Source organism: Marinobacter sediminum, assembly GCF_016820575.1.
GTDB classification, from domain to species: domain Bacteria; phylum Pseudomonadota; class Gammaproteobacteria; order Pseudomonadales; family Oleiphilaceae; genus Marinobacter; species Marinobacter sediminum.
Window position 1 is genome coordinate 779,335 of record NZ_JAEMQH010000002.1, and the last position, 25,453, is coordinate 804,787.

Sequence of the window (25,453 nt, forward strand, 5' to 3'; positions counted from 1 at the left end):
CATACCGCTCATGAGGTTTTTGCCTCGTTGCGTTGGTTGAGGGGAATATTGGCACCTGGTTTAGTGAGGCCTGACAGCATCTTGTAGGGGCGTTCGCTATCTTCTCTGGCGTCTTGCTGAATTCGGAGTGCGGCAGCAAGGAACTCGTCCTTGGACGCACAAGCTTCCGTAACCAAACCCTCTAGGTGGGTTTCCACCTCATGAATCGAAACAACCCTTGGTTTGAGCCCCAGGGCTTCAAACGATCCAGTTAGTTTCGCCTGAGTGTATTCATCAACATAAATGCCAACCGCTGGGATTCCAATTGACAGAGCAAAGACAAGTTGGTGGTAGCGCATGGAGATTACGAACTGGGAGTCTGCGGTGAGTGCTTTTAACTCCGAGGCGAGTGGAATTGGGTCCACCAGGCAGAAACCGTGATCTTGCCAGAGATGCTCGATATTGTGCGCTAGTTTGATATCCCCCTCTGTGCCTCTTGGAGCATGGTGCGGGATGAACACAGTGTTAAGATCGTGGTTCCGAATTGTTTTCTCGATAGTGGATGCCACTCTCAAAACATCATCGTTGTCCATGTCACCAAACTTGCGCATGGAAACGCAGGCGAAAGCGCCACTTTGTTGACTGATCGATCGGCTATAGCTGCTGTGTCGACGCTCCAGGTAGCAAGCGTCGTCGAGGGCAAAATGGACTGGAGAGCTAACTTGGGTGTGTGAAAAATTTACGTCCCTGACGCCAATCCACGCTGCCCGGCGAAGGACCTGATCAACGGTTTTTCGGTGATGAGGTTCGTAGGGACCTATAGTTTGGCTAACAAGGTAAACGTCCTTTCGGAAGAAATTGGCAACGCGAAGGAGGCGAAGACGGGATTCTAGGACATGGGGCCAGACGCTGGTCATGTTGCCACCGCCACAGATCAACACCTTGTCGCACCTCAGTACCTGGACAATGTTCATGAGGATGGCCTTCCAGTAAGACAAAGGGTTTCTCCATCGCATCCTGCGAAAATTTTCGTCTGTCACATGGTAGAACGGAAAAGCCCTTATCCCGTATGTCTCGGGGATGGCTGTCGGGGCGGCGCAACCGAGGACAAGGTTTTCCTTTCCAATCAGTCTGCTGAGGCGTTCGATCGCTACCTCTGCCATGGCTTCGTCGCCGACATGATACTCTGGCCCGAGCCCCGTAATGTCCGACAGCATGAGAATTTTTGGCATTTTGCACACTCTGTAAGTCATAAGTCAGTTAACGATCCATGTCACTTATGAAGCGCCCGACAAGATCAGAATCGAATCCGAATCGATGTCGCGGAGACATCGCCTATTATCGGCTTATTGGATATACAGCTCCTCGTACTTTTTAGTATTCGCGCACAGACCAAAGGTCGTAAGTGCATGGAGCAGACCTTTTTCCGTCTTTTTTCCAAGCTCTATTCGGGATCTCAGGGCCTGAGCCGTGGTTTTCGCGTAGGCCTCGGGGCTCTGTTCATCAACCAACCAGCCGCACTCGCCGTCGGCCAGAACTTCTGGTATCCCGCCTACCCGGTGGGCAATTACCGGGATTTCCATTGCCAATGCTTCTAACAAAGTCATCGGTAGGCCTTCGTGGTCGGAGGTCATCAGCAGTGCGTCGAGTGTTCGAAGCTCGCCAAAGGCCGGGTTAATGAAGCCCTTAAATTCGATCCTGCCGGTGATTCCAAGGTTTAGAGCCAGTGCTCGCATTCGCTGTTCCATCGGGCCAGAGCCAATGACAACCCCAACGCATTTAAAACCTTGCTCATTGAGCAAAGCGATCGTTCGGATGAACAGATCAATTCTTTTTACTGGCATCAGGCGGCCAACGATTCCAATGCGAAAATGTTCTCCTCCCGTTGATGGGCGCTTGGGCCATTGCTCGCGAATACCATCAACGTCAACAAAGTTGAAAATTTTTCGAACCTTGCCTGGAAAGACCCTACCAAGTGTTGTTTCAAGCTGGGATGACACAGCAACGATCGTTTGTTGCCGGAGCCGCCCTAATAACAAGTCTAGTTGCCTGACCAGCCATTTGTGAGGCGACTTAAAAGAGATTTCTACTTCGGGGTTGCCGTGGACGGTTCGAACGGAATAGGGGACACCGGCAAGGTCCTTGCCTAGGATTCCGAGAATATTTTCCTTGAAACCGTGGGTATGCAGAACGGTTGTGTTGTGACGGCGGCAATGGTCGCGAATGATTTTTACCATTTTCAAGGCGCCATGCCGTGCTTCGTCCGCAACCTCGACCTCAACCCCAAGCTCTCTCAGGTTTTGGCTAAGCACTCCCTCGTTGAAGACGACGGCGGTTAGCTGTAGGTGAGGGGAATCCACCAGAGCCCGGCATAGACTGTACACCTGTACTTCGGCTCCAGCCCAAAGGTCGCCGGAAACAACATGAGTGACAACGGTAACTTTCGTTGGGGTATTCATAAAATACCCCGCCCCAAGGTTGCGAAAAGCCTCCAAGCCGAGTTGCTATTGCCATCATGAAGATTGAAACGGTGTAGGTCGAAGGCATCCCGATCGCTGGGGTTCCACCCGGTCTTCGTTGTACACGCAGCCTGATAATGACTTTTGACCAGGTGTTGACCTTCCGGGGTAATGTCGCCGTTCGGGTAGCAGAAGATAGGTACCGCCGTGCCGCCAAATTTTCGCAAGTCCTGCAGGCAGCCGACGATTTCATCACGGAGAGTTGAGCCAAGTTCAATTCGGTTCAGTCGAAAATGATGCTGAGTGTGGGCTCCGAAGCGAACGAGCTCACTGTGTGCCATCTCCTCAAGCTCTGCATTGCTCAGGATGTAGCGAGATTGTCCACTGGAAATTCCAGCAGCGACCAACTCAGGGATACCTGAGAGATGGGCTAGGATCGTTTTGTCGTCCAACTCTTTAAGTCGATCAATGACGGAGTCGGCCTCGGTCAGGGTCAGCGGCGAATTTGGAGATGACTTGGGCGGGAGGTATGGCTTTAACCAATGGAACTCTGGCCGGGAGGTATCGATAGGAGTGTTCGTTAGTAGCTTCAAGACCTGCTCGGGCCAGAACACCTGATGGGTGTCGAGTAATCCGGTCACCAAAAAAACGGTAGCTGGTACGCTTTCCGAGCGAAGGATCGGGAAGCCGTATTCATAGTTATCTTGCCAACCATCGTCGAAGGTCAGGGCCACAACAAGTTTGGGTAGTTTATCGTGACTTGAGCGCTTGGCCAGCCAGTCATCCAGGTGCATGGGCACGGCTCCCAATGACTTCATTAGCCGAATATGGCGGCGTAAGGCTTCTGGGGATGTAATCATTCCGGGTTGTTCACACTGACGGCCAGAGTGTTGCGCAGGAAGGATCCGGTGGTAGGTCAGAATGATCAGTGTTGGCGTGGAGGTAAACTTGATCCTTAGCCAGCCATAGACTGCAAGCGCCGTGAGGGCACAGTACTTCAATACCGATCTTAGGTGCGCCAAGACCATGCCTCCCTGAAAGCCGCTAGTAGTTTTGGCTTTATCGTCCCTGTATAGTCTTTAATATAGATTCTGGCAGCAGATGGCGGGCTTGTCATTACTACCGGTTCACAAGGATTGAGAACTATGCTGGTTTTCCTGTTCTGGTTGTCGTTGATTGGCGTCGGATTCAGTTATTTTTTATATCCAATCCTGCTCCTGCTCGTTCCTAAGCGAAAAGTACCCACTCCGATTGAAATAGAATCCGACTGTTCTCTCCCGAGGGTGTCCCTGATTGTGACCGCTCATAATGAGGAGTTGCGAATTCGGGAGAAAATCCAGAACTGCCTCGCGATTGACTATCCCGATCTGGAAATACTCGTGGCGTCTGATTGTTCAACGGACGATACGGACACCATCGTAAGAGATTATCAGGGCGACAACGTGATCCTTGCCCGAGCGGAGGAAAGAAAGGGTAAAGAGCACGCTCAATATCAGGCAATAGCCAAAGCCTCCGGGAGAATTCTGGTATTTTCGGACGTCGCCACATCGATTCCAGGCGATGCGCTTCGCAAGCTTGTCCGATACTTCCGGGACCCATCCGTGGGCGCGGTTTCCAGCGAGGATCGGTTCATAAGTCGGGATGGAAACATTGTGGGCGAGGGCGCCTACGTTCGGTATGAAATGTGGTTGCGTAGCCTGGAGTCTGAACGAGGCGGCATCGTCGGCCTGAGTGGCTCTTTCTTCGCTGCGCGTAAAGAAGTGTGTGAAAGCCATTGGGATATCTGCTCGCCCAGCGATTTCAACACAGCACTCAATTGCGCCCGTAAGGGTTTGATAGCCGTTACCGCACCGGATGTGCTTGGCATCTATCACGATGTGAGTGACCCGTCGAAGGAGTACCAGAGAAAGATTAGGACGGTCATACGGGGGCTGACTGCTTTAGGTCGGCACATCGAAATTCTCAATCCTTTTAAATTCGGTTTGTTTTCTTTCCAGGTTTTTGGCCACAAACTCATGCGATGGGCGGTGCCTTGGTTTCAGTTGTCACTCTTTTTAAGTTCGCTGCTATTGGTGGGCAAAGGAGCGATATATCAGTTTGTATTGCTATGCCAGATTGGCGTTTATGGCTTGGTACTGGCAGCCTGGCTACTGCCGAAAACACGAAGGCGGAGTTGGGTAAAAATTCCTTTCTTTTTTGTTCAGGTGAACCTCGCTATCGCCCATGCAACCTTGAATTACCTTGCAGGCAAGCGGATGACTGTATGGACGCCATCAAAGCGCTGAGATCTCAGGGTCTGAGGGGGCTGGCGAAACTCAGACCGGTTGGCAGCCGGGTTCCCCGAATTCCCCCTAACGGTGAGGCGCCCTCTACCTTCGATTGGGACGAAAACTATCACACCGAGTTCTGCGTCTCTGGGACGACCGCGTTGGCTTTGGCCGTCGCAGTGGCAATTGGAGAAAGGCAGCTAGCCTATACTCCCGAAGTCATTCTTCCCGCCTACGGCTGCCCGGATCTCGTTGCTGCTGTCCTAGCCCAGAAAGCAAAACCTGTATTGGTCGACTTGGTTCCTGATTCACCACACATGGATTTGGAGAAAGTTAAAGAAGCGTTCTCTGGCGCGACTGTGGCAATCGTCGGGGTGGGTTTGCTTGGTGTGCCTGAGCGCCTGGAGCTGTTGTCTGAACTCTGCCAAAGCAACGGTGTTGCCTTGATTGAGGATTCGGCGCAATGCTTTCCCCCAGCCAGCGAGCATCAGCGCTGGGCAGATCTTATTGTGCTGAGTTTTGGCCGTGGCAAACCGGTTAACCTGATGGGGGGCGGTGCGTTGTTGGTCAGAAAAGACCTTCTCTCAGGCGCCAAACCCATTATCAATCGGTTTCCACTGATCGAGATGAAACTTGGTTTCAGGTGGAAGGTTAAACGACTGGTGTTCAACTTTTTGCTGCGGCGTTTTCCCTATTTTCTGACGGAGAAGCTGCCGGGGCTGAATATTGGAGAGACCAGGTTCAAAACGCTTGACGAGGTAGTGAGATTGGCATTGCCCGAGAGACTGTTGCACCTGGGCATTGATCACTTTCATCAACGTTCGGCCATGCATCGTGACTACCTAGAGCAATTAGACCCGTTGCAGAAAAACGGTTGGTGTTTTTTAGACACGGAGCCTATCTCCAGAGAGCTCCAACGGGTTGCGAGAAACCGTTTCGGTCTTTTGGCGCCTAGCAGACATCACCGCGATCTTGCTGAGCGCAAACTGAACCGGGCAGGGGTGGGTGCCAGTGGATTGTATCGTCGAATTCTTCCTAAGATTGACGGAATCCGGGGTATCAGTGGGACCTCGGACTACCCGAATGCCCGAAGTTTTGCTGAAAGGTTACTCACCTTGCCGTGTCACGAGGACGTGACCACGGATGATATTACCCTCATTGTTCGCATTTTGATTGGATTGAGCCGGGAATAAGGGCCTCGTGTCATAGAAGCACGGGCCCTTCGGTTCCCTCACACTCGGGTACGTCCTATTGAACAACACTGGTCTTGACGTCGGAGTATTCGCCGGCAATACCTTCGTTATCAATAGCTCTTATTTTGAATTGCCATTCGCCCTCATCAAGGTCTCTCACCATATACCGGTTTGAGCCATCATTTTCGATGATCTCGGTTTGTTCGCCGGAACCCTGAGCGTTCACCCGGATTGCGTCGGCGACAACGTAACCATCGGCATCGTTATCTATCCGCACGACCGCCTGTGCGTCGCCGGCTGAGAAAGTTCCCAGTTTTTGCCAGGTTCCGCCGTTGCTGCGTTGATCAACCACCGCGGCATCCGTGGTTTGATTACCGTTGGCATCGGTGTAGATGTATTCATAGGTAGCGTTGGACGCCCTTAGGCCAGACGACACCCAGTGGCCAAATAGCTCATAGGTGGTTCCGGGCATCAGTCCAGTCACCTGCCAGCTCGCAGTCACCTCGCCGGAACCCGGCTCCATAATGAAGTAGTCGCTTCCAATGAACCCTCCATAACCGGTTGAAGTTCTTCCGCCTCCAGATGTCACGAAAGCGCTCGATTCATTGTCGACCACCTGTTCCTCGCCGATGGCCACCATCTGATAGGTCAGCTCGTATTGGGCAATCTCATTTGAGGTCAAAGTGCTGCCATCGGTTCTTTGGGTGGGAGGATCCCAGGTAACAAGGACTGATTGGGTGGTGGGTTGGCTGGTGCTGTCGCTGGCACTGGTTCCAGAAACGAACTCTTCCAGGTTTGTGTAACCGTCGTTATCCGCATCGCCCGACGCATCGTCGATGGTTGGATTGAGGCCGTTAGCGACCTCATAGCCATCGTCGATACCATCGCTGTCCGTATCCGAAATCGACGGGTCAGTAAGTGCCAGAAATTCATCGGAATTGGTTAAACCGTCACCATCCAGATCCAGACTCGCATCGTCAGCGGAGTCTGGATTGAGGCCATAGGTAACTTCCCACTCGTCAGGCAACCCGTCGCCATCGGTATCATCAGTCGTCTCAGCCTGTTCTCCGCCGACGGAAATACCCCGTTCACGGAACAAAACGGCGTCGGCAACCACGTAACCGTCAGCGTCGTCACTTACGGTCACCCTTCCGGTGAGCGTGGACATGCGATAGGTTCCAAGTTTGAACCATTCGCCGCCATTTTCCCTCTGGTTAATGGTTACCGTTTCGGTCACCAGATTGCCGGCGTTATCGAGGTGGTGAACCACGAACTTGACGTTGGAGCCGCGCCGCGGCGTCGAAGACCACTTGGCGTAAACATCGAAGGTTCGAATGATGTTCAGGTTCCATGTGGCCACATTGGCGCCACTTCCCGCTGGGACAATAAGGTAGTCAGAGCCCTGATAGCCGGGAATTGAACTTGAAATACGCCAGTCGCCGTCCGTGTAAAAACCGGTGTCTTCCCGATCAATGATGTGCTCGGACGGATCTCCGGCGGCAGGGGGGCGAAGGTCGTCGACAATCAGTGGAGATTGAGACGCGCAACCGGCAAAAAATGAGCTCGAGATAGACAGAAGTAAAATTCTGTTATTCCTGACCATGGGAGCACCCTCAGGAGGCTAAATGGAAAATTCTCGATGGCTCCCTGAAGCATGGCACACGGAGGTGATAAATAAATAACGGGGATTAGTTTTTATGCTTTTATAAACGAAGTTTTGATAAGCAAAAAGTATTTTCACGCAGTCCGTCGCTGCTTAGGCTTGTCAGCTGGATATGGAAAGAGAGCTCAAATAATCAAAAACCGGTGGGGGGTGTATAGCTCCGGAACCGTTTTTTAAAGCCTACCAAAACTTTCCCTAGGGTAAATTTGATGTCATCGAATTTGGACTCCCCGGGAAATTTCGGATCGAGCTTCATCCTTCGTAAAAACCGGTTCAGAGAGTGAATATAGGCATGCTTTCGGGTTGTTTCTGTATAAAAAACTACCCCAATAGATATAGACACCCCGTTCTCAGGCGACACCCACGCTTCGGTTGTGCGAGTCGAATGAGGCGATGTACTGGGGAAATAAACGCCTTCGCTTGCTCCCAAGTCCCACTCGAACTTCTTGGACATAAATTCGTCACGCAATGTCACGGTGTTCAGCGACTTGTCGATAATGAAATTCTCCACGGTCGGGGCTGGCAGTATGTCTCTGTCGTTACGATCCCAAACGTTCATGATCTTTTGACCACGGATCTGCAGCCAGAAATTGTTTTCGCGATCTATGTGGAAGGGGGTGACTGAGGGCGGGGCTGAGATGAAGATAAAGGCCTGCGGACTGAAAATTCCGGGCTGTTCCTTGCTGATCAAACCCTCGACGGTTGCAAGCGCTTCTTGGACCAACTGAGCATACTTCGGGTCAGTTTCCGCATTGTAAAGCGCGATCCAGGAGCCGGGTTCCGATATTCGTTCGAAAACCTCTGCAAGATCGCGCCCGTCAGGACTCTTAGGCTTATGAATAAATTCCGATTGTTGGGTTGCCCCTGGAGATATGAACCGGCACTGATTGAGCGGTAACAATTTTTGGGCAAGCTTTTCCAGCTGGTCAATTTGAAGCAGCGGATGTTCGTGATAGTTATGCCGTAACAGCGAAATCTTATCCAGCGAGAAGTCCCCTGCGTCCTCCACCCAGATTCTGTAGCTCGGGTTAGGCTGGGGCTCTAAGTTCGGTTCTGGTTGCTTGAGCTTGTCCATGCTGCGCCTCTCCTTGGCCGGTCAAGAAAACATAGGTTCCATGGTTGGTTTGGTCAACGGGCACGAAAAGAGTAATTGCCAGCGACCAACTACGAAGTTGGAATTGTCGTTCAGCAACATGAACTGTTTCGGAAATAGAAGCCACAATAACCTTCAACCTTTTTGTCGGGGTGATAGGGGATATCGATCTGGCGGGGGTTCTTCCACTGATCTATCAGCTCGTAGCCCTTTTCCTTCATGGCGGCGATTAAAGCGCTTATCGAGTGAATTTTGTAGGGCACTTCACACACTTCGAGGTACTGCAGGGTCCAAAAACTTTCGCTCGGGTGGGCTGGAAGGTTGTGGATCAAGACATGCGTCGGTAAGCCGCTAAAGTTATCAAGCATGTCGGTTACATTGGGCTCCATGTACTGGAGTGTTCCTGCTGTGAGGAAAATATCCGCTTCGCTGGGCTGACTTGCTGGGTCACTTTCCACGAACGCCAGGCGTTGTTCGCCCCTTTGGGCAGCGATTTTCTCCCCTCCCTTTACTGCGGCAGGCAATTCCTCAATCACCCACTTCAGGTCGTCCGGATACCGAAAATAATGCTCGAAGCTGTAAAAACTCTGCCCGAGGCTTCCCCCCAGCTCCCAAATTGTTTGCGATGGTTTCATCAGCTGAGATAACCAAAACAGCAATGGGTAGTCGATGTCCAGCATTCGTTTGTCGATGGCTGGAAGTTCCTGTTCCAGATGGTCTCCCTTGTTTTCGTTGATGACGTCGTATTGGTTGGGTAGCTGGCGTGCCGCTGAGGCCTGGGCCTGATCGAAGGAATCAAAGATGCCCCGGTAGGTAATGCCCAGTCGCTTTCGAGCCAAATGAAGGTAAAGATCATGACCGTAGGGCAGAAGTTCGAGGCTGTTAATGATTCTTTTTTTGAGGGCTTGATTCACTTTGCTTCCCTTTTGAAGAGGCTTGATGTGAAGTCATCACAGGGAGCTCAACGTAAGACGAGCTGTCTTCATCCAGGTATACCTGGTTCGTGGCTATAACAACGGTGCTGTCGTTGTACTCGTGGTTACCTGTATTGAGGTTTCGTGCCAGGCGGGGGAAATTGCTGCTTGAGATATGTAACTCAACTTTATGGCCTTGTTTAAAGCGGTAGGCGATGGGCCTCATTTCCAGTTCGATCCGGTAGATTCGGCCCGGTTCGACGTCGCTCGGTCTCGCAATCCCATTTCTATAACGCAATCGAACGACACCATCCTGTAGGTTGTAAGCCTTACCGTCTGGGTATTGATCCACCATCTTGACGGTAAAGTCAGTGTCCTTCGCACTCGTTGAGACAAACAAAACAACCCTGGCGTTACCGACGACATCCAGATCCTGGTCAAGTGGGTTACTGGTATAGACCAGTACATCCTGGCGGGATTTCAGTGCGGTTTGGTCGAGAGGCCCCGGTCGGTCCTCCTGACGATAGGTGCAACAAATCGGGCCACCAGCCGTTGGTACTGGATTGAGTGGGTCATAAACGAATTGATCGGAAGGCACGTCATGCGCGGCGTTAGATCTATTAGCTTCGCTCTGATCACCAAGATGCTGATTGGGTAACAGGTAAAAACGTCGCTGTTGTGTTGTTGGGGGAGGCCAATCGCCAGAGGCGTGCCACTGCTCGGAGTGAATTAAAAAATACTCGTATCGAGGCGGCAAATCCTTGTCTTTATCCTTTAGCCAGTAATCAAACCAGTCAATGTACAGCCTGCTAAAATTTTTGTTGGTGTAGGTGAATTCCAACTCACCGATCTTAACTGGTCCGCTATCTAATTTGCCTGCCGTGCAGTGGAGTCCCGGTGCGATCAGCACATGTTGGGACTTAGCCCGTGGATGGATGGCGTTTTCCGCCATGTGTTCTGCAAGCTTGAACGTGTTGTGGGCAGTCTGATCAAACCAGTCGTTGATATGCAAAGTGGCAACTGAAAACTGATCCTTTGGATGAATGTAGCCCTGCTGGTCCCACCACGGATCAGTCAGGGGGCGACTGATGAGGTCATCGAATCCGGTGTCGTAGGGCACTATTTTTTTCGCAACTTCTGAAACGGGCAGGTGACCGATATGAGTTCGCACTCGGTTCTCATAATCATTGGGCCTCTGGGTTATCTTGGCATCCTTGGCGCCCTCGGCCGTGAACCATCCCAGTGATGACGCCAGGTTCAAGACACCATTTTCAAAAACCCCGAAATAGCCATAGCGTTCCTTGGCCTTACCGATTGCGCCGCCTGCGCCTGAGGCGATCATCGCAATATGATTGGGGTGGTTTTCTGCCGCGAGTATGATCTGGCTCTCACCGAGATAGGAACAGCCAAACGTTCCCACCTTACCGTTCGACCAGGGTTGCGAAACGACCCAGTCAATCGTGTCATAGCCGTCCCTGCCCGCTGTCCAATAGGGGCTTTCGTACCGGCCCTCTGAGGCAAACCGACCACGAACATGCTGAACAATCACGGCGTAACCGTGATTTACGAAGTGCTTGATTCGGTGGAACTGGAATCCGCCGTAGGTGGTTCGAATATAAATGACAGGATAGCGCTCGTTCTCATCCACCGGCAGGTAAAGGTTCGTGGCAAGTCGGACGCCATCGCGCATGGGGACCATGATATTGCTACTTCGTTGAATGCCTTCGACAAGCCTGAGATTCAGATCTCCCAGCAAGGTTTCGATTTCATCCAGTTCGCTCGCAATAGCGAGGGTAATAAAGAGCAGCGTGAACATGCCGATCGCGTAGGGCCGTCTCATTTCGCATCCAGACTCAGAAAATGAGAGAGATTCGATTTTGCCCAGGACTCCACCGTCTCCATGAGTTGATTGCGGTGCCATTCAATAGGGTAGACGTGCTTGGCATTTGGCCAGAAAACCTCCTCGACAATTTGGTCGAGGCCCGGAATGCCCATTGCCACCGCAAACTGACCCTGACTGTTGTAGTGGTAGAGCGCCTGGCTTGTGAAGACTGCCAGTACGCGACCATTTTTCTTCATCAGTCCGTTGAAGCACAGGTCCATATCGGATGCGTTAGGCTCATCCCTCAGTTTAATGGTCGAACTGCTGTCGATGTCGTCCCGCGCCCCTCTTTTGGCCAGCCTTCGACTTAAAATGTTATGCATTTTCAGCCACTTACGGGGATTCGTAAGTTTTCGGTATAGATCTCGTTTGGTGAATCCAGAATCTTGTCGAGATACAGGGTCTAAAAGTATGAGCCCTTTCACTGACGGGTCATCCGCGCAAATTTTGATGCCGTTGTCTGCGCCTGAGCAAAGCCCAAAAATCAGGATGGGCCTGGCTCCGTAAAGCTTTTCCAATGCGGCCTTGATGAATGACCAATCGAGCGCAACGGACTCGCGGTTGGTCATGTTTTCCCGGGCCGGAGAGTCTCCTTTACCCGACAGATCGACCCTCAGCCCAATGTACCCAAGTTCTGCCAGTTTTCGACCGAGCAGCACGTTCAACCTGTAAGGTTCCGCTCGGTGAGAGAGCCCGGCGTTCAACATCACGATAATCGGGCTGCTGCTTGTGTCTGCGGGCTCTGAAAGTATTCCCAGTCCGTGCTGATGTTCCCCGTAGGTGAAGATTCTTTCCTTAATCATACAAGTAACCGATCCAGCAGAGCCTTGAGTACAGGTTTGTGCGTGATGACCCCATCGTGGTAATAGGGCCAGTCATACGTCAGGCCAGTGTATGCACAGTTGCTCAGCTTGGATGTTTCGCAAAAATCCGGATCCGACGACACGGTGAAGCATTGGTCAGGATCGTTCAGAATGCTTGCGGGAATGCTGAGTTCCCGCATTCCGGATACGAGGGCGGCAGGGAGATCAAAATTTTTGTACTCGATATTTTCAAAGGGAACGTTGTTGTCTTGTGCGGCGCTCCTGTGACGCTGAAAGAGAATGTCGTCTACTTGGTCGAGCCAGCTCTGGTAGTGAGCGCCGGAAGTAACTGGGTCCCATAAGAGATAGGTCTTCACGCTGTCGTCGCGAACCTGAGCCGCTAGCGTGCCCCCAAATCTGACACCCAGCAAAACCACTTTGCTTGCACCTGAAACTGCCTTGGCCTCATCCATCGCTTTCTCAATATCTGAAAGCCATTGGCCTATTGTCGCCTGCTGAAGCAGGCCTTGGGATTCGGCGGTACCGTAGTAATCAAAGCGGAAGGCATGAACCCCGCTTTCGGCAATGGCGACCGACAATTCCGACAGGGCGCGGTAGGTTCGCCGATACTCATCGAAAAGCGGCGGGCATACAACGACCACGGTGTCTGAATCGGCATCACTCGACGCAAAATAACAGCCGAAAAGCTGGTCGTTATCGAAGAAAAAAGGTTCGATCATTTCTAAGTGACGTCCTTGTATTCAGCCAAAAAGCTTTCTCCAGAAAGGCTTCTTTCCGAAAGAGTCGTCCGGCACCTCTGCCTGAATCGGCATTTCCGTTACCAGGTTTTCCACGTCCAGCACCAGTTGCGAAAAATTATCCTTCAATCGCTTTACTATCTCTCGGCCTTCCGGTGTCCCGTCGTAATCGAAAACAGCCATGAAGCCGCCTGGCTGAATCCGAATCCAGAATTCGATCGGGGACTCGGTATGGAGCCTGGGGACATCGATTTGCTCTACCGTTAAATCTGCAATGGTTGTTGGTCTGTTGCGAACGTCCTGGAATGCAAAACTCGCCTGGATAAAACGGGGAAACATGGTCTGTTCGGCAGGCGAATTTTTGACGATGTCCGCGTAGGTAACCTGCTGGTGGGCCAACGTCTCTCGAAGCTGGCGCGCCATGCTGGTCACCCGTTCTCTGGGGCCAGTTGGCGGTGTCTGCACCACGCAAGGAATGGTGGTGACGAAACTACCAATCAAATTGATGACATCAGCCCGGTGCCGTCCTGCACTTGGAACTCCCAGGACAACGCTGTCAGTTTTCCAGGAGGTTGTCGCGGCTTCGGCAAACAGGCAGAAAAGCATTTCGTGCAGCTTGAGGTTCAGCTCGCCGGCGCTTTGGACAATAGATTCCAGGTTTGTTTCTGAGAAACACAGGGTCTCTCTCTCACAATTGCTGACTTCTGACTCTTTCTCGCCCGGGGAGGAATCCTGTTTTAGCAAATCGGCCAGCCTGGCCTTATGGTAGTCGACATCTTCAGTAGATGTTCCTTTTGCAATTGACCACTCGGCATAGTCCTTGAACTGGAATGCGAGCCTGCTGGGGGCCTCACGTTCAGTGCCGCTGAGAGCCAGATAGGTATCTTCGAGTTCTTTCAGAAAGATGTCGAAAGACCAGCCGTCGAAAATCAACTGGTGCGGCACGAAGACATAGTAATAACTGGATTCATCGAGCACATAAAGGGTAGAGCGGAACAGCGGCCGATCGAGTACTTTGAAGGGCTTAAAGGCGAGCTCCTTGGCCCGGCTTAATGCCGCCTCTTTCGAGTCCTCACTGCTGGTCAGGTCAATAACGTCCAGAACGGGGGTTTGCTTGATGGGGAGCGTCGCTTGCTGAAACACACCATCGCGCCGCGTAATGATCGTCCTGAGGGCGGTTTGCCGCTCCATGACTTTCTCCAGGCTTCTGGAAAAAGTATCGATGTTCAGGTCGCCTTCAAACATCCAGGATGCGGGCAGGTTGTTGCTGACATTATCCGGGTACGAGAGTTGCCTGAGTATTAAACGATTCTGTTCATTACTCAACCGACGTTGGGCCGCAGCTGGCAGATCTGCTGGCGAATCCTCATGCTCGTTGGTGGATGGTCTGCTGTGCGCAATTTTATCGGCAATTTCACTGAGACTGAGGCTGACGATGTCTTCAGGCGCAAGTCTGATTCCGGTGTTGCTCTCGATTTGTCGGATGACTTGGAGGGCTAATAGGGAATGGCCGCCAAGACTAAAAAAGTTGTCCTCGCGCACGATTCGGGAGTTGCTGTTGAGGACCTTTGACCATGATTGAGCAACCATCTCTTCTGTTGCGTTGGCGAGAGCGGATGCTTTGAGAATGCTCGATTCTCTCAATTCCGGTTTGGGTAACTTACGTCGATCCACTTTGCCGCTCGGGCTCAGCGGAATGCTCTGAATCGGTAGAATGTATTGCGGGATCATATAGCTGGGAAGTAGTTTTCTCAGCTCCTTTCGGATGCCCGCGATATTGGGTTCGGATCCCAGATCTGAAACCACGCAGCCAACGATGCGGGCGTCTCCGGGGGCGACCTCCCAGACGTAGGTGCATGCGGTTCTGACATCCGGGCAGGCACTGAGCGCCGCCTCGATATCACCAAGTTCGATCCGATAACCGCGGACTTTAACCTGATCGTCTAGCCGGCCAAGATGTTGGATGCTGCCATCCGGGCACCATTTGGCGAGATCGCCCGTTGCGTACAAGCGACCGTAAGCTGGATGGTCGATGTATTTTTCGGTCGTTAACTCAGGACGCTTGTGGTAGCCCTGGGCCAGTCCATTGCCACCGATAAATAACTCGCCGGGGCAGGAGAGCGGTAAGGGATTTCGTTTCCGATCGAGTATATGCACCTGAGTATTGTTGATCGGTTTGCCGACTGAAATGATTTTGTCCGCCGCCCTCAGCCGATGGCAGGTTGACCAAACGGTGGTTTCGGTGGGGCCGTACATGTTCCAGAGTTCGCTGAGAGTGCCAGACAGATCCTGAGCAAGATCCCTCGGCAGAGGCTCTCCACCACACAGCCCTTTTTTCAAAGACGAGTCGTCTTGTCGCCAGTCTGTATCCAACAGCATGCGCCACATGGCGGGAGTGGCCTGCATGATGGTGATTTGGTGCTTTGATATCAGCTGGCGCAGTTTTTCGCCGTCTTTGACCGCATTTTTTTCTGCAATGACGGTGGCTGCACCGCGAGTGAGAGGCAGCAGTAGCTCCAGTAAAGAGATGTCAAACGAAAAGGTGGTTACCGCCAACAGCTTGTCGGCTGGTCCACAGCCAGGTGTCTTGGACATGCTCTCGAGAAAGTTAATGAGCGCTTGGTGAGGAATGAGCACGCCCTTGGGATTTCCCGTCGACCCCGATGTATAAATCATATAGGCGGTCTGTTGCGGGTCGAGATCCGACTCTAATTCCGGTGAAGAACCTGGCGCTGAGCTTTCACTGTTGATTTCACTGATGTTGAGTTTTGCCACATCCAGCTCGACGATGGCTGTCGGCGTTAGGTTATCGACGACAATCGCCGAAGCGTCCGAGTCCTCAAGCATGTACTTGAGCCTGGCCTCCGGCAGCTCCTGATCCAGAGGCAAGTAGATGGCGCCCAGTTTGAAAATTCCGAGGATTACAGCAAGGGCCGCATCTGAACGCTCGATGCACAAGGCAACGGTATTGCCCGCGCGGATTCCCTGATTCGCGAGATTACGGGCCACGCAGTTACTTTGGTTATCGAGTTCCTGATAGGTCCATTGCCGGTCACCGAAGACGCAGGCGACACCGCCTGGATTGGCCGCCACATGCTGGCGGAACGCGTCCACCACGTTGGCGTTAACCAGCTCTTCTGAGGTGTCATTGGCGACCTTGATAATGTCTGCTTCATCCACCGCCAGGGGGATGTCCGCAATTGGCGTCTCTGGATTGGTAGCACAGGACATCAATATCCTCTCCAGCGCCTGAAGCCAGGAGGTGATCGTTGCCTCACGGAATAGCGCTGTTGAGTAGGTTGCCTCAATGGTCAGGCTATCAGCTGCGGGCAGTATATTGATGAACATTTCAAAATTTTCCGCTGCCCTGGGCACGGTGCGTACCTTGCCTAAAACATCGCCAAAACGAATCGAATCCAAAGGCTGATCAATATTGAAAATGGTGTTGATCAGCGGCACCCGGGAGCGGTCAACATTAATGGACTCAATGAGCTTGCCAAATGTGAAGTTCGAGTGCTCTGTGGCAGTCAGCACTTCCTTTTTTACCGTCCCGCAGAGGTCAGAGAAACGGGTGTCTGCGTCGAGTTGAATTCTGATTGGAAGCAAGTGGACCATGTGTCCGACTTGCCGAGGCCGGTTTTGTGTGGCCTGTCCCGCGATCGGCAAACCCACGACAATGTCGGTGTTGGATGTGAGGCGATGCAGAAGCACGAAATAGGCAGCAAGTATTGTGTTCACCAGGCTGACTTTCATACCAGCTGCCATTTTGGGTAGCTGCCTGGCGAGTTGTGAATCAACCGTGTAGTCCAGACGCGTTGCTTCGAAGGTTCGGAAATTTGGCCGGGGCAGGTCCAGGGGCAGGTCAAGGCTCGGTGGAAGCTCGGCGAATTGCTCGACCCAATAATCGTTATCGATGTTGCTGATTTCCTTCGAATCAATCAGTTCGGCGTAATCAAAAAACGAAATGTCTTCACGACTATCGTCCGTCTGTGCCCGTTGATTGCCATAAAGCTCAGACAGCTCGGACAACATTAACCCGATAGACCAGCCATCGCAGATAATGTGATGTGCTGCAATGATCAGCTCGTGGGTAATGTCGTCCAGCTTCTTTACCCAGGCAAAGAATAAAGGGCCTTCCTCCAGGTTCATGGGCGAGATGGCAATGTTCTGCCACAGCTCATGAATACGGGCCTCTTGCTCGCTTGCAGACAGGCCGCTGAGGTCCTCGAAATCAAGCTCAAAGGGTGATTTTTCGTGGAGACAAATCTCGGACCCGCTTCTGGAAAAAGTCGCCCGGAGAATATCGTGCTTCTCGATAAGGTCGTCCAGGCAATCGCTGAGCAGCTCAATGTTCAGGTGGCCCGACAATGTGACCGATACCGCTTCATTAAATGCTGTGTTGGCAACGTCATTCAGTTGCGCCGACGTAATGATCTCTTTTTGCGGCTGGGTCGTTGGTGTGACTCGCAGAAGTTCACCGCCAGCAAACGGATTAAAGTTAGCTGAAGTCATGGCCGGCCAACCTCCATGTAAGCGCCTTTATTATTTGGATCTTCGATGAAGTAGGCGGGTTCGCCATGTTCGTTTTTGCCCAGCTTTGCGCCCGGTGGAATGGCGCCACTGAGGAACTTCTTCGCAGCCACCTGATCACCGGCCAGAAGTCCATGGACGACCAGGTTTGCCAGAGCCGACTTGAACGCTGTCAGGATGCGTTTAACGTCGTCGTCGGAATGCTCGGTGGTAAGGAAGTTCGGTCGGTACTGCTGAATGTGTATCCCATCAAGGGTCATCGACAGGAACAGCAGGTGCCCCCAATGGGCCGATTGAGGCACCGAAATGTAGAACAGTGAGGCGAATTCCTCGAAGCTGACATCCGACTTCAATTGGTTGATAAAAGCCTTCGCTTCCTGCGCCATCTCGGAGGTCTTTTTTTCCAGCGCCGGATAGAGTTCTGCTCCGTCCTTTTTGATTTTAGTCAGAACCGCCTTGGCAACAGCAAGGCTGAGGGGATGCCTGACGAAAGTTCCGGCAAAGAAAGTCACCCCTTGTTCCGGGATGGATTCATCGCCGTACTGCCACTGACCACCATCCATTGCGTCGAGATACTTGGCTTTACCGGCAATGATGCCAATGGGGTAACCGCCCCCGATAACCTTGCCGTAGGTCTGCAAGTCTGCGTCGATGTCAAAGCGCTTGCGTATGCCTCCGGGGCCAACACGGAAACCCGTGACGACCTCATCGAGAATCAACGCCACACCGTTCTCCTCGGTGATTTTGCGGATCTCGCTGATGTACTCCTGGCTGTGAAATTGCGGCTTTCTGCTCTGGACGGGTTCGACCAGTACCGCAGCCAGTTCGTCGCCCAGTTTGCGAATATGCTCCAGGCTGCTGGGGTCACCCCAAGGCAAAAGAATCATGTTGCTGGTTGCTTCTTTGGGAATGCCCGGCGCGCCTGGAAGTGCCGCATGATCCTTGCCAGCGCGCATGACAACTTCATCGTGAATGCCGTGGTAAGAGCCTTCGAATGCAACTACTTTGGAGCGGCCAGTGACGGTTCTGGCAATTCTCAGGGCGCCAACATTCGCCTCAGAGCCGGTACAGGCAAAGGTGCATCGTTCATTGCCAGTGATCTCGCAAAACAACTCGGCAACCTCGCCCGCAAGCGGTGATTGGGGGCCGGTTTCTATGCCACGATCGATCTGCGCTTTAGCGGCACTGGTTATAAAATCCGGAGAGTGGCCAAACAGGATAGGGCCGAATCCGTTAGAGGTATCAATGAGCTCATTACCGTCAATATCCCAGAGTTTTGATCCTTTGGATTCAACGGTCACGATAGGGAATATGACCTCCTTCCACGCCGGGTTGAAACCAGACACGCTACGGGGGTCTGCCAGGTGTTTACGGTGTTTCTGGGTGAATTTCTTGGACCCGGCGAATTTCTCCTGGTATCTGACCATGAGGCGCTCGACCCAATCTTTCTGTGCTGACGTCAGTTCAGTACTGGTTCTTTCCCGCACAATTCGTGTGCCAGGCGTGTGGCTGGTCTGAGCGGGCGCTGGTGCGCTGGGTTCCATGTGCTCTTGGTTCGAAGCTGCTGTGGTTGGCGCCGGGGACGCGGAAGCCGCGGTGTTAACTGATTGGCTCACTCGATCTTCGGTCAGAACCGAGTTCGCCGTGTTTCCGCCCAGGGCCTGAAGTTGCATTCTCATGATCTGCAACTGGGCATTTACGATATTCTGGATGCTGCCATCGCTGTCAGGCGCGGATCGAAAGTAATTCGTATCAACCGCCGGGGCCTGTGTGGGCTGCGGCAACTGGCTGACCGTTTCAGATTGGGGGGCTGCCGGCAGCGGACTGGCTTCCGGCGTAACTTGGGACGCTATATAGTCGGCGATCAGCTCCAGTGACGTGTAATCTTCAACCAGATTTCTGAAGGTGATCCCCAGTTTGAACTTCCGCTCCAGTGCTGTTGCCACCTGGGTAAGGAGCAAGGAATCCAGGCCGACTTCGCTGAAGTGTGCGGCGGGGTCATCTTCTGCCAGGTCGTAACCTGTTACATCCTCAATGATCTCTAAAACGACCGCGCGAATTTTTTCCGAATGCTGATTTGAGCCCATGCTAACGTCCTGTGTTACGGGATGCTCTGGTGGAGTCAGAGCGCTACTGTTGGTCGAGCCGACCTTGGCGTCTTTGATGTTCTCGGGACCGAGCCAAAACCGGTCTTTTGAAAAAGCGTAGCCGGGGAGGCGTTCTTTTTTTGGCGTCAGGTTGCCAAACAACTGCCCCCAATCGACGGAATGCCCATCAGCCCATAGCTGACCAACACATCGATAGATATCCTCTTCCGCTTTTTCATCGGTACCCTTGTTTTTGAGCGCTGGGTATGCGCGCATGCCCTTTGGGTCCTTGTGGCAGCCCACAAGGCTCACCAACGTATTGCCCGGCCCAACCTCAACAAAACTGGTTTGATTCCCGTCATTTTGCTGGCTGAGGCTGGCTGCCTGAATGGCGCTGGAAAACCGCACCGGATTGCGTAGTTGGTGTGACCAATAAGCGGGCGAGACCGCCTCGTCATCTGAGAGGCGTTCGCCAGTCATTGTTGAGAAAATGGGAATAGACGGTGCCTGTCTTTCGGTTTCTGCAACGAGCTGTTCAAACTCGGAAACGATTGGCTCCATCATTGAGGAATGAAAGGCGTGACTGGTCGCAAGCAGGGTGTTAGCGACTTTATGTTCGGAAAGCCTAGTGGAGAGCCCGGAAATCGCCTCCGGTTTACCAGAGAGTACAATCATGTCGGGCGCATTCACTGCAGCCAGTTCGGCTGCTTCGCCAACCAACGGGGTGATCTCGTCGATACTGGCTCGAACGACCAACATATTCCCGGGGGGCATGCTCTGCATCAGTGCCCCGCGCCGGGCGACAAGCTTTACCGCATCTTCGAAGCTGAAAATTCCGGCCAGGGCGGCAGCGGCAAATTCTCCAATGCTGTGACCAATCATGAACGCAGGGGTCACGCCGAGTGACAAAAGATGTTTCGCCAGACCGTATTCCAGAAGGAACAGCGCAGGCTGCACGAAGGCAGTCTGGTTAACCTTCTGCTCATCAAAGGCTTCATTTCCTGCCGTGAATAGGATTTCCTTGAGGTCCATGCCGGTGGTTTTGAGAACAACCTCACAACCCTGATCAAAGATTTTCTTATAGGATTCCGAAGTGGAGTACAGCCATAGCCCCATATCTTTGGCCTGTGCGCCCTGGCCAGAGAACATGAAACCCAGGCGCCGTTGCTCGTTGGCTACTGCCTTTCCTTTGGCTGACCATGCCCCAGAGTCGAGATTTTTAATCGCTTCCTGGCTATCTGAGGCAAAAACTATGGTTCTGTGCTCAAAGTGTTTGCGGCCGAATATTGAGCTGTAGGAGATGTCCGAAAGGCCGTTGCCCGTCTTCCTGCTTAGATACTCCCTGTATTGAGCAACTTGCTGTTCAAGGGATGCTTTGTTCTTGGCCGAGATCAAGATAGGGAAGCAGCGGGGCGTGCCTGCCATCGGGATTGGGCCGGAGGGTTGTTCCAGCGGCCGGTTTGGCGTGTATTCCTCCAGAATTATATGGGCGTTGGTTCCACCAACCCCCAGAGAGGTCACTGCGGCCCTGCGGGGAGAGGGCAGTCTCCAGCCCTCGACCGTTGTATTCACATGAAAGTGGGATTTGTTCAACTCCAGTTTCGGGTTGGGGGCCTTGAAAAAGAGCGTGGGGGGAATTTTATTTTCTTTAACCGCCATCGTGGTTTTGATGAGGCTGGCCAGGCCGGCCGCGTGAATGGCGTGGCCAATGTTCGATTTTACGGAACCGATGGCACAGGTTTTCTCTGAGGTCTCGCCCTGGTGGTAACACCGTTTGAGGGAGAGCACCTCGATGGGGTCCCCAAGAGGAGTTGCAGTTCCATGGGTCTCGATAAACCCAATAGAGGATGGTTGCACGTCGGCCCGATCAAGAGCAGCTTTGTAGACGGCAACCTGACCCGCGACACTGGGGGCAGTAAAGCTCGCTTTCTGTTCGCCATCATTATTGACTGCATAGCCCTTAATGACCGCATAAATGTTGTCGCCATCCTTCTCAGCCAAATCGCGGCGTTTGATGACGACCGCGGCGGCGCCGTCATTAAAAGTGGTCCCGGAAGCGCTCTCATCAAAGGGTCTGCAATGCCCATCTTTCGAAAGCATGCTGCCTTCCTGGTACAGATAACCGCGCCGAACCGGTGTAGAGATTGAAACGCCGGCTGCAAGGGCTTGTTCGCATTGTCCGTTTTCGATCGCTTCACAGGCTTGGGCGACGGCAACAAGGCCCGTAGAGCACGCGGTAAAGACATTGATACTTGGGCCCTTGAGATTCAGCTTGTAGGAAATGCGAGTGCTTAACAGGTCGGGTTCATTGGCCAGACCGCAATTCAGCGCTCCGTAACCCTCCACCAATTCTTTGTTGGGAAGGACATATTGCTGGTAGTAGCGTGCCCAGTTCATGCCAGCGAACACGCCTGTGCGATAAACGTCGTCGCCGGGCGGGATACTGGCATCTTCCAGGGCATGCCAGCTTAATTCGAGCAGAATTCGCTGCTGAGGGTCCATCACTCTGGCTTCGGCCGGGGAAATTCCGAAGAATGCGGCGTCAAACTGGTCGAATCCTTGGACGATACCCTTGGCCTTGACGTAGGCAGGATTTGATCGTTGCTCTGGAGGAACTTCAGTGCTGAGTTCTGCATCGGTAAAGAAACTGACGGTTTCTTTACCGGACAACAGGTTATCCCAAAACTCATCAAGGTTATCTGCACCGGGGAACCGGCAGGAAATGCCAATAATCGCAAATTCATGGTGATCTTGGTCGAACTTGCGTTGGCCTTCACCGGGACCGGTTACGTCTTCACTAGCGTTAAAATACTGGGTTTGCTTCGCGATAGTCGGGTATTCGAATACGAAAGTAGCACTGAGCTCTGCTTCAAACTCCCGCTCTAATACTTTCGCCAGCTTAAGTGCTTCAAGTGAGGTTCCGCCTGCATCCATGAAGTTTTCGTTGTCGCCGACCCGTCGGTTAAGCACTGTCACCCAAGCATTGGCGACGATCTGTTTGGTGTTTTCTTTTAATGGGTGGGCGTCGGCGGAGTTGGCTCTGCGATAGGGATCCGGTAAACGAGACTCGTCCAGTTTGCCATTTTGAGTCTTCGGTAAGTCGGCAACCTCGATTATGAAGTGCGGAATCATATAGGAGGGCACCCTGGATTTGAGTGCGGCTCTAATCGATGGAATATCCAACGCAGAATTTGGAACCAGATACGCCGCCAGCCGTTTCTGACCTTGTGGCCCGATCTTCAGCACCACCCGGGCTTCCGCGACGTAATCCAGGTCGTTTAAATGGCACTCGATCTCTCCGAGTTCGATCCGATGGCCGTCAATTTTTACCTGTTTGTCGATTCTACCCAGGTAATCGTAGAGGCCTTCCTGAATCTGTGTTGCGAGATCCCCTGTTCTGTATCCGGTGAGAGCCTCTCCTTCATCTGTTTTGATCTTGACGAATTTTTCTTGCGTGAGGTCCGGATTGTTCAGGTAGCCAAGTGCAAGTCCTTCCCCAAAAACAATGAGTTCTCCGTATGAATTTGGCTCGGTAAGCACATTGAGATGTTCATCGATTAAAGCGCATTGGGTACCTTTTATCGGGTATCCAATAGGTATCCTTGTCAGGTTATCTGGAAGCACCTTCGGTATTGGGTAAACCGTGGAAAATGTGGTGTTTTCAGTAGGACCGTAGCCGTTAAAAAGTAAGGTATCGGGCAAAACGTCCAGGGCTTTCCGTATATGCGGAACCGATAGCGCTTCGCCACCGGTGAGCAGCTGCTTTACCGGCTTTAATGCTTCTGGTTTTTCGGAGATAAATGTATTGAAGAGAGAAGAGGTTAGCCAAAGTGTCGACACCCCTTGTGATTCAATAACGTCCGCAATGCCTTCCAGTGTTATTGCACTGGACTCAGGGTGAAGTACGCAGATACCCCCGTTCAATAAGGGCGCCCATATTTCCAATGTGGATGCATCAAATCCAAGAGCGGATAGTTGTAGAAACGTTTCGTTGTTTGAGATTGAAATGAAATCAGTGCCGGTGACCAACCGCAAAATTGCCCGGTGAGGAACGACCACGCCTTTTGGCGAGCCGGTCGAGCCGGATGTGAACATGATATAAGCGGCGGTTTCCGGAAGAACTCCGTTCGCAGATACATCCGATACGGCTTCCGTCGGCGCAGGGGTGTCAATCCACGATATACCTGGATCTTCAACTTTTAGCGCTTTTAAGCCTCTAAGACCAAACTTCGCCGAGACCGCATTAGCAATCAGTGCCTGTCGCTCAGGTGGATACTCCGGGTCGATAAATACGTAATGGGCGCCGCACCAGAGAATGCCAAGCAATTGGGCGCAAAGTTTGGGGTGGCGTTCAGCAGGTAATACAACGGAACATCCCTCAGATATGCCATACCGTTGCAGTGTGAGTGCCGTGTGCCGAGCCTGTTCCAGCAATTCCGCATAGGTCAGCTGATTCCAGATTCCGTTGTCGTTCCATTTCAGTGCAATGCGATCGGAATTTTCTTGAGCAATGTCGATAAATCGGGAAATTATGGAATCCGGGATACAGCTCGCGGTCATAGCAAAACATCCTGTTCAGCAAACAAACCAGCTAACGGCAAAGGGGGGATAAACAAATAAACCTTTATTCCAGGAAGGAATTAGGCTTAAAAGTCCGGGCCACTTACTGCTCCATCGCCTAAATTAAAGATAGCAGCTTCTATTTTTTTTGGGAATCGCTTGCGGCTCCCATTTAATGCTTTATGAGAACCCGTGCCCGAGCCGTTTCGACCGGAACAGGCTGTTCGTTTTAACACCCTTTGTTTTGTACAAAAGCCGGCTTTTATTTAGAGGGGTGTCGCCTTGAGTTTGTGGTTGGATTTCCTAAACTCAGTAATGCGCCCAAGCAGAATGTGAAGGTGCCCGGAAGGCATCGGCGAAGTAAGTCATAGAAAAGGGAACTCGTATGAATCTGTTTGATCTGGCTGGCTCTGATGCGATTCAAACCATCACTTTCCCAGTGGAAAAAGAAGGTCTCGCGCCCTTTATTCAGCGCCGGCAGCCTGTTCTTCTGGATGGGATCAGGGAGATGTTGCCGTTTACCCGCCCCTGGAACTACGAATTCTTTCGGCAAGCCCTCAAATCAATTCGGATACAGCGCAAGTCTGAGGATGGGATTTATCATTATCTTGGGTTCGAGCGTATTCCGATGGCAGATTTTGACCACATCATGGAGACGACCCACAACGGGTACGCGCTTGAACCATTGAAAGGCCAGGGCGTTTCCGGTGACCTTCCTTCCGAGTTCTCCGTGGCACTGCCTTCATTTATCCCCGAATCAGGGTTTCGTGTTTCAAACCTTTACATCGGTCCCGGGGGCAATAAATCGCTGCTGCATTACGACGAAACCCACAGCTTGCTCATGATGCTGGAGGGTAGAAAGCGATTTATTCTGTTTTCCCCCGATCAGAGTGATTGCATGTATCCCTACAGCCCGTTCAGTCTCAAGGCCCTGTTGGAAAACAGAGTGGTCGACAGCCGGATTGATTGTCAGAACCCCGATGTGAAGAGCTTTCCCAAGCTGAATCAGGCGAAAGGTTTGTCGGGTTGGTTGGAGGAGGGGCAGGCGTTGTTTATCCCTGCCGGTACCTGGCACTTCATAGAGGCGGAGGGTCGAAACGTTTCGGTCAATTACTTCTGGCTGCAGAACAGCCTGAAAGACTGGCTGAATCAACCCCTGCTTGATTTCTGGATCAAGCGCCGGGCTATCGATCTACTTGATCAACTGCGCAAAGTTAAGCACAAACTCTCCGCTGCCTGAGTAGGCCCGGACTCTAGCCGGTCAC

14 protein-coding genes are annotated in these 25,453 nt (G+C 52.3%); 3 read left to right on the plus strand and 11 right to left on the minus strand.

From position 1 onward, the window contains the following. Positions 1-8: 8 nt before the first annotated feature. From FGO67_RS10440 to FGO67_RS10450, 3 genes are all read right to left on the minus strand, one after another. Positions 9-1,211 (minus strand): polysaccharide pyruvyl transferase family protein, encoded by a 1,203-nt coding sequence (locus tag FGO67_RS10440; RefSeq protein ID WP_203300635.1) that lies wholly within the window; start codon positions 1,209-1,211, stop codon positions 9-11. Positions 1,212-1,325: 114 nt separating this feature from the next. After that, entirely contained in the window at positions 1,326-2,438 is a 1,113-nt protein-coding gene (locus FGO67_RS10445) for a glycosyltransferase (protein ID WP_203300636.1), read from the minus strand. Then, on the minus strand, positions 2,435-3,232 hold the full coding sequence (locus tag FGO67_RS10450; RefSeq protein ID WP_238942329.1) for a polysaccharide deacetylase family protein: 798 nt from the start codon (positions 3,230-3,232) through the stop codon (positions 2,435-2,437). The genes FGO67_RS10445 and FGO67_RS10450 overlap by 4 nt, the downstream gene beginning before the upstream one ends. A 351-nt stretch (positions 3,233-3,583) precedes the next feature. On the opposite strand from FGO67_RS10450, the gene FGO67_RS10455 reads away from it, so the two are divergent. Together FGO67_RS10455 and FGO67_RS10460 are read left to right on the plus strand one after the other, a co-directional pair. After that, positions 3,584-4,723, plus strand: coding sequence for a glycosyltransferase family 2 protein (locus FGO67_RS10455; protein WP_203300638.1), 1,140 nt, complete (start codon positions 3,584-3,586; stop codon positions 4,721-4,723). Continuing rightward, on the plus strand, positions 4,702-5,898 hold the full coding sequence (locus tag FGO67_RS10460; RefSeq protein WP_203300639.1) for a DegT/DnrJ/EryC1/StrS family aminotransferase: 1,197 nt from the start codon (positions 4,702-4,704) through the stop codon (positions 5,896-5,898). Before FGO67_RS10455 ends, FGO67_RS10460 begins: the two co-directional genes overlap by 22 nt. A 55-nt stretch (positions 5,899-5,953) precedes the next feature. Here FGO67_RS10460 and FGO67_RS10465 read toward each other — a convergent pair whose 3' ends face one another. The 8 genes from FGO67_RS10465 to FGO67_RS10500 all read right to left on the minus strand — a co-directional run bounded on the left by FGO67_RS10465 (position 5,954) and on the right by FGO67_RS10500 (position 24,188). Beyond that, complete coding sequence (locus tag FGO67_RS10465) at positions 5,954-7,501, minus strand: golvesin C-terminal-like domain-containing protein (RefSeq protein WP_203300640.1); 1,548 nt, start codon at positions 7,499-7,501, stop codon at positions 5,954-5,956. A gap of 193 nt (positions 7,502-7,694) precedes the next feature. Beyond that, on the minus strand, positions 7,695-8,636 hold the full coding sequence (locus tag FGO67_RS10470) for a hypothetical protein (RefSeq protein WP_203300641.1): 942 nt from the start codon (positions 8,634-8,636) through the stop codon (positions 7,695-7,697). 110 nt (positions 8,637-8,746) lie between these two features. Then, positions 8,747-9,568, minus strand: coding sequence for a methyltransferase, TIGR04325 family (locus FGO67_RS10475; RefSeq protein ID WP_203300642.1), 822 nt, complete (start codon positions 9,566-9,568; stop codon positions 8,747-8,749). After that, the gene (locus tag FGO67_RS10480) at positions 9,537-11,408 is read right to left on the minus strand and encodes a CocE/NonD family hydrolase (protein WP_203300643.1); all 1,872 of its coding nucleotides are present in this window, start codon (positions 11,406-11,408) and stop codon (positions 9,537-9,539) included. The genes FGO67_RS10475 and FGO67_RS10480 overlap by 32 nt, the downstream gene beginning before the upstream one ends. After that, positions 11,405-12,253 carry an alpha/beta hydrolase family protein gene (locus FGO67_RS10485; RefSeq protein WP_203300644.1) on the minus strand — a complete coding sequence of 283 codons (849 nt, stop codon included), beginning with the start codon at positions 12,251-12,253 and terminating at the stop codon, positions 11,405-11,407. Before FGO67_RS10485 ends, FGO67_RS10480 begins: the two co-directional genes overlap by 4 nt. Continuing rightward, positions 12,250-12,993: an alpha/beta hydrolase family protein gene (locus tag FGO67_RS10490; RefSeq protein ID WP_203300645.1), complete on the minus strand. Its 744-nt coding sequence runs from the start codon at positions 12,991-12,993 to the stop codon at positions 12,250-12,252. Before FGO67_RS10490 ends, FGO67_RS10485 begins: the two co-directional genes overlap by 4 nt. Positions 12,994-13,014: 21 nt before the next feature. Further along, a complete protein-coding gene (locus tag FGO67_RS10495; protein WP_203300646.1) occupies positions 13,015-17,523 on the minus strand; it encodes a non-ribosomal peptide synthetase in 4,509 nt (1,502 codons plus the stop codon). After that, positions 17,520-24,188, minus strand: a complete 6,669-nt coding sequence (locus FGO67_RS10500; protein ID WP_203300647.1) for a polyketide synthase — start codon at positions 24,186-24,188, stop codon at positions 17,520-17,522. The genes FGO67_RS10495 and FGO67_RS10500 overlap by 4 nt, the downstream gene beginning before the upstream one ends. Positions 24,189-24,573: 385 nt before the next feature. Here FGO67_RS10500 and FGO67_RS10505 point away from each other — a divergent pair, with 385 nt between their 5' ends. Next, on the plus strand, positions 24,574-25,428 hold the full coding sequence (locus FGO67_RS10505; RefSeq protein ID WP_203300648.1) for a cupin-like domain-containing protein: 855 nt from the start codon (positions 24,574-24,576) through the stop codon (positions 25,426-25,428). Positions 25,429-25,453 lie beyond the last annotated feature (25 nt).